A 5,168-nucleotide genomic window follows, 5' to 3' on the forward strand; every position below is an offset into this window, starting at 1 on the left:
GCCGGTCTGCATTCGCTGTTTTACTGCTACTTTTTCGCTGATTAGCCGCCGGGGCTTCGCCATTTCTTCGCCCAGACCTCGAACGGCTTCGCTCTGGCTTCGCTATTTCTTCGCCCGGCTTCGGCTCCGGCTATCCTCAGCAACTCAATTTTCTTTGCCCGCACTTCGGCGGCATCCGGCGAATGCCGAAACGGAAGCGAAACGGTAACGGCCGGTAGTCCTGGCAATGCCAGCTTAGTCTCATTTCTTTTCTGAAACTGTCTGCCTGCTTGTTATCAGCACTCTTATTTATCGTGGAAAGCCAAGACTGCCATATCGTCTCTGAACCATAATATTCCTGGGAATCGTCCCAGAATCGTCTCAATTCGTCTCAATTAGTCCCAATTAGTCTCAAAATTTGGACTGCTTTCGACTTGTTCCCATGTTTGTTCTGTACCGGTACTTAACAGATTTTTTAACCCTTTAAACCAAAAAACATGGGAAGAATTAGAAATGGAGGCAATGGAGCCTTCTCCGGCAAGGCCGGGAGTTTTATCGGAAGCAGTTGGCGTGACATCAGTTACATCAAGGGCCTCCCAAAATTGAGTAACAAACCCAAGAGCGAAAAGCAGTTGGAACAGCAGGCCAAGTTTGCCCTGGCCGTCCGCTTTTTGCTGCCAGTCAAACGGCAGCTCAACATTGGGTTTGGGAAAGTGAAGCAGGGCAAGGCCACAAGCTTCAACGCCGCAGTGCAGCAGATCCTGAACTATGCCATCACTGGCATCTATCCGGATTATGAGATTGACTATCCATATGCTGCATTTTCGTATGGTAGTTTGTCGGAACCTGCGGCGGTTACCGTCCTGGCGGGAGTAGCCAGCCTGGAAATCAGCTGGGACAATAACGTGATCGTCACCAACGGTTATGCAGACGATCTGCTCACGGTCCTGGTTTATGATCCGCAATCCAACACATTCGCAATGGGACCTCCGAATACTATGAGGAGTTCCCAGGCGGTGACGGTTGCTCTTCCAGCACACTGGACAGGCCGAACAGTGCATATTTATATGTACTACATGTCGCAGCAAACCGGCGAGTTGTCGAAGACCTTCTATGCAGGGTCTGAGATTGTAGGTTAATTCACATGCGGCGGCACAACGCCGCCGCATTTTTATTTAATTCTTAAAAATTTAACATCATGAAATTAATTGAAAAATATTTCCAATCCGCCTATCCTTCATTGAGTAAGGAGTTTACGGGCATCTTCGTCATCATCCTTGTTTTTATGGTCTTCCCGTATGGCGTCCGGATGGTAGACTCATCAGCTGCGGCAATTGATCCGGGGATCTTTAGCGCAATCATACTGGCCTTGTCGGCAATTTTAATATTCAAAGCCGGGACATGGTGGATCATCAAAGTGATCTGGCCGGTATTCGCTGAGTATTCGGATTGGCACTTTGAGCGCAACTTCAAATCTCTCATAACCTGGCAGAAAGTGCTGATTTATCTGAGTTTCTATCTGGCAATTTTTTATTCATTTGTTTTGGTACTGGGCTCTATTATTTGAATTCCTTTATCGAAACCTAAAAATCAACATCATGGCAAAATTACATAATGGTATGATCTTCGGCCGGGTCGGAGACCTTACCTTTTATCAGAGAAAAGGAGTTAATTATGTGAGACAAGTTTCTAAGACTAAAAGCAAGAAACCCTCTCTAAAGCAGATCGCTCAGCGAGAGAAATTTGGGATCGTCATGCGTTTTCTTTCGCCGATTCGGGGCATAATTGACGAAAGCTATCGGAAGATAAATCCCAGATCCTCCGGTCTGCATACCGCGGCAAAACAAATGCTGGCGGAGACGATCACGGGCGAATATCCGGCTCAGCAAATAGATTTTTCAAAAGTTTCTCTTATCCGTGGTAACCTTGCCCGGCCAAATGCTGAAATGACTTACCGGCCAGAAGCCGGCGAGCTATGCTTTTGGTGGCCAAAGATCAGCGCCGCCAATGGTTATAGCGATGATGAGTTAATGGCGCTTATCTATTGCCCAGGTTTGGTGCAGTGGACGGAAGTTCATGCCATTGCAAAGCGCTATGAACAAGCTTGTGTCACAAAGTTCCCCGTACAATTGCTTGGCCACGAGCTTCACATTTGGTTGGCTTACAGATCACTGTTAGACTCATTTTCTGATAGTGTATACCTTGGAAAAATTCTCACCAAAAAACCACAAGAACATGAAAGCATACAATGAAAACCAAGAGGAAGTACTGGTAGAACTGATCAAGTTTTCCATATTCTTCATATTGTTCATGATCACCATGAACGGGTTTACGAGCAGGGCTGAATCTCTTCGATTCCGTGAAAGCCCGGGTCTTTCCGTAATGCAAACTAAAGTGCAGCAAATCTACACTTCCCAAATTGGCGTCCGCGAACAGCAGCCCAATTCAGGCCCGGCAGTAGAAACCTATCTCCGCTATGTAAACCTCCCAAGAGGAAATCCGTGGTGCGCTGCATTCGATTGCTGTGTATATGGGAGGCCGGGGGTGGGGAATCCACGAACGGGGTGGTCGCCGGACTTGTTTGGGGAAGGTCTGATTATATGGTCCGCTGCAGATCAAAGAACAAAGAGCAAAGAGCAAGGACTCCCACCGAGCGTACCGTACGCCTATCCGCACGGCCTAACAACTAACAACGAACAGGGTACAACTCCCACAACCGGAGACATTTTCGGCCTCTATTTCCCCGAAAAACACCGCATTGCCCACGTCGGTTTCATCGATCAGTGGGATGGAACCTGGATGATCTCTGTTGAGGGGAATACCAATATTTCTGGTAGCCGGGAAGGGGATGGAGTGTATCGGAAGCGAAGGTTGGTGAAGTCTGTCTATAAAGTCGCGAGGTATATTTCAGATTCCGAAGTAATATCCGGAGGTGCGCAAAGCAGGATTAACCTTTATTATAATCTCAGGCCATGAAATCATCAGGAAGAATAAGGTGCACTCTCTATGTATGTTTTACAGGTATGCTCGTGCTTAGCTCGTGTAATATCAGGCGTGCAGATCGCAAGGTATCACGGTCTACTAAACAGCTTGCTCACGATATAAGCTTGCAAAGCCATACGGATGCTTCGTTCCTGGCAAACCAGATCGCCTTAAGGACAGATTCAGCTAACCACGAATATATGGTTCGAATCTTTCCTGTCGACACCTTCAGTTTCTCCGCAGAGCGAGGGTTTATCGGCAAGGCATCCCGCATAGAGTTGGCGGGAACAGAAAAGCAAGTGAAAGCAAGTTTGGAGAGTACCAAAGTGTTTGGGAAAAATCGGAATAAACAGGTTGAAAAGACCGCCCGAAAGACAAGATCTGCAGAAGTAGAAAGTGCCAAATCGACACTCATTTCCAGGTTAAACTGGTGGCTCCTTGTTGCTGTCGCACTCGCAATAGCTGCTGCACTCTGGCTCTCAGGGAAATTAAAAAAGTTCGTATAAAAAAAGGGCGACAATTTGCCGCCCATTTTTTTAAATCATATATCAGCGATATTACCTTCCTCCCTGCATTTGCATAAGCTGATCAAAAGTAATTTCCTCATAATCTTTACTCGCACTGAAAGATCCGGCAGGCACTGTTCCCTCTTTCACTTCCTTTAGCGTGGCTTTAACGCTAAGACCATTCATGTATGTAGTGAATTCCACAGGGAAGCCATAGCTTTTGTTGTAAAAACGGGTTAGGGGGTTTTGAGTAACTTCCACGTCCTTAGTGAACCAGGCTGAAGAATTCTGATTGGATTTTTTCTCGGTTACATCATATTTTAAAGCGTTATATCCAGCAACCGTCTTAGTTTCAGTACCAGCGGTAAGGACAAGATCTGGCATATTAACTGCGATTCTCTCCTGATCTGCTGGCGTGAAAATCACCGAAAGCTTTTTGTTCATCATCGGGATGTCCAGCAACATGCGCTCATATTCCTTACTTAGGTTAGTGATATTCGTACTGCTATAAATCGCCGATTCAGCCTTCAAACTAGCAGAATCTCCTTTAAAATGTACCTTTAACTCAGTAGGGAAATTACTGGCCATTGCTGCCATTTGCTCCGGTAAATTCCACTCAACGGCATAAACCAGTGTGCCTTCATTTAATTTTTTTCCGCTTTGCGCGAAAGCAGTTACTCCAATTAGGAGTATAGCAGCTGTAAAAATGAATTTTTTCATGTTTGTTTAGGTTAGGATTGGTTAGAACTCCCCTAACAGAGAGGCATTTGAAATGGGTGCTTTGTTTAAATTTATAATAAAGACGGTTAATATTTGAATTTGTTACCCCTGCCGTTAAATAAATTCATTTTCTTGCGATGAAGCACTTCGATAATTTCGGTTATGAAGTATGCTTTATTAATTCTCTTGGTATTAAATACACGGATTTACGGCCAGAATCCGGGCCCAAGATTGATTGCTATGGGTTCGGGGGGGACAGCAGTATCCGATATTTGGTCTGTACATCAAAACCCCGCCGGGATTACAGTTTTTAAAAGGCCGATGCTTTCAGTTGCATATGAGCAACATTTTCTGGACAGCGAAGTAAGTACGCAAAGTGCCGTTCTTGTTTTTCCATTTTCGGGCAATGTTTTTGGGCTTAGTTTCCAAAGATATGGGCTAAATGAGTATACAGAACAGATAGCAGGATTATGTTACGCTAAAAGTTTCGGTGATTCATTTAGCCTTGCAATTGGATTAAGATATTACCAGTTGAGCATTTCTCAGTATGGGTCTGCGAAGGCTTTTACTTTTGACCTTGGCGCAAAACTGAGGATAACCAGTGAATTTTGTATTGCAAGTCATATTTCAAACCCCAATCGGAGTCTCTACAATGATTTGCCAACTTCGGCCTTACCGGTTAAATTATCTCTGGGAAGTTCAATTCAATTCACGGATAAAATATTAGTTGTTGCTGACATCCGAAAGCACCTGGATTATCCTTTGGATGGAATTGTTGGTATGGAATATAATATCATCAAGTGGATGTCCCTGAGAGGGGGTATTTCAGTAAATCCTTTCAAACAATACACGGGATTTGGCATCAATTACAACAAAATTCAGATTGATTTCTCTGTCGCTTCTCATCCAACTTTAGGCTATTCCCCTCAAATTTCTTTAGGATATGAGTTTTAGGATAACCGCACTTTCTATTATCATTCT

Annotated in this window: 7 protein-coding genes; 6 read left to right on the forward strand and 1 reads right to left on the reverse strand. The window is 44.7% G+C overall.

The window, feature by feature from the left end:
- The first annotated feature begins 476 nt into the window (after nt 1-476).
- Genes WBJ10_RS11675 through WBJ10_RS11695 form a run of 5 tightly spaced genes read left to right on the forward strand, consistent with a single transcriptional unit; the run spans nt 477 to nt 3,467 of the window.
- A complete protein-coding gene (locus WBJ10_RS11675) occupies nt 477-1,118 on the forward strand; it encodes a DUF6266 family protein (RefSeq protein WP_424290487.1) in 642 nt (213 codons plus the stop codon).
- A 59-nt stretch (nt 1,119-1,177) separates the two neighbouring features.
- Entirely contained in the window at nt 1,178-1,546 is a 369-nt protein-coding gene (locus WBJ10_RS11680) for a hypothetical protein (RefSeq protein WP_424290489.1), read from the forward strand.
- Between the two features lie 31 nt (nt 1,547-1,577).
- The gene (locus WBJ10_RS11685; protein ID WP_424290491.1) at nt 1,578-2,231 is read left to right on the forward strand and encodes a DUF6266 family protein; all 654 of its coding nucleotides are present in this window, start codon (nt 1,578-1,580) and stop codon (nt 2,229-2,231) included.
- On the forward strand, nt 2,215-2,955 hold the full coding sequence (locus tag WBJ10_RS11690) for a hypothetical protein (RefSeq protein WP_424290493.1): 741 nt from the start codon (nt 2,215-2,217) through the stop codon (nt 2,953-2,955). Before WBJ10_RS11685 ends, WBJ10_RS11690 begins: the two co-directional genes overlap by 17 nt.
- Nucleotides 2,952-3,467 (forward strand): hypothetical protein, encoded by a 516-nt coding sequence (locus WBJ10_RS11695; RefSeq protein WP_424290495.1) that lies wholly within the window; start codon nt 2,952-2,954, stop codon nt 3,465-3,467. The genes WBJ10_RS11690 and WBJ10_RS11695 overlap by 4 nt, the downstream gene beginning before the upstream one ends.
- A gap of 51 nt (nt 3,468-3,518) precedes the next feature.
- Here WBJ10_RS11695 and WBJ10_RS11700 read toward each other — a convergent pair whose 3' ends face one another.
- Nucleotides 3,519-4,187, reverse strand: coding sequence for a hypothetical protein (locus WBJ10_RS11700; RefSeq protein WP_424290497.1), 669 nt, complete (start codon nt 4,185-4,187; stop codon nt 3,519-3,521).
- A 162-nt stretch (nt 4,188-4,349) separates the two neighbouring features.
- Between WBJ10_RS11700 and WBJ10_RS11705 the strand changes: the two genes are divergently transcribed.
- Entirely contained in the window at nt 4,350-5,141 is a 792-nt protein-coding gene (locus WBJ10_RS11705) for a hypothetical protein (protein ID WP_424290499.1), read from the forward strand.
- The last annotated feature ends 27 nt before the right edge of the window (nt 5,142-5,168 follow it).

Source organism: Daejeonella sp., from assembly GCF_049655485.1.
Taxonomy (GTDB): domain Bacteria; phylum Bacteroidota; class Bacteroidia; order Sphingobacteriales; family Sphingobacteriaceae; genus Daejeonella.

Excerpts from the sequence above, each read along its gene's own strand:
- WBJ10_RS11675 (WP_424290487.1), top strand. The coding sequence starts at position 477 with ATGGGAAGAATTAGAAATGGAGGCAATGGAGCCTTCTCCGGCAAGGCC.
- WBJ10_RS11680 (WP_424290489.1), top strand. The coding sequence starts at position 1,178 with ATGAAATTAATTGAAAAATATTTCCAATCCGCCTATCCTTCATTGAGT.
- WBJ10_RS11685 (WP_424290491.1), top strand. The coding sequence starts at position 1,578 with ATGGCAAAATTACATAATGGTATGATCTTCGGCCGGGTCGGAGACCTT.
- WBJ10_RS11690 (WP_424290493.1), top strand. The coding sequence starts at position 2,215 with ATGAAAGCATACAATGAAAACCAAGAGGAAGTACTGGTAGAACTGATC.
- WBJ10_RS11695 (WP_424290495.1), top strand. The coding sequence starts at position 2,952 with ATGAAATCATCAGGAAGAATAAGGTGCACTCTCTATGTATGTTTTACA.
- WBJ10_RS11700 (WP_424290497.1), bottom strand. The coding sequence starts at position 4,187 with ATGAAAAAATTCATTTTTACAGCTGCTATACTCCTAATTGGAGTAACT.
- WBJ10_RS11705 (WP_424290499.1), top strand. The coding sequence starts at position 4,350 with ATGAAGTATGCTTTATTAATTCTCTTGGTATTAAATACACGGATTTAC.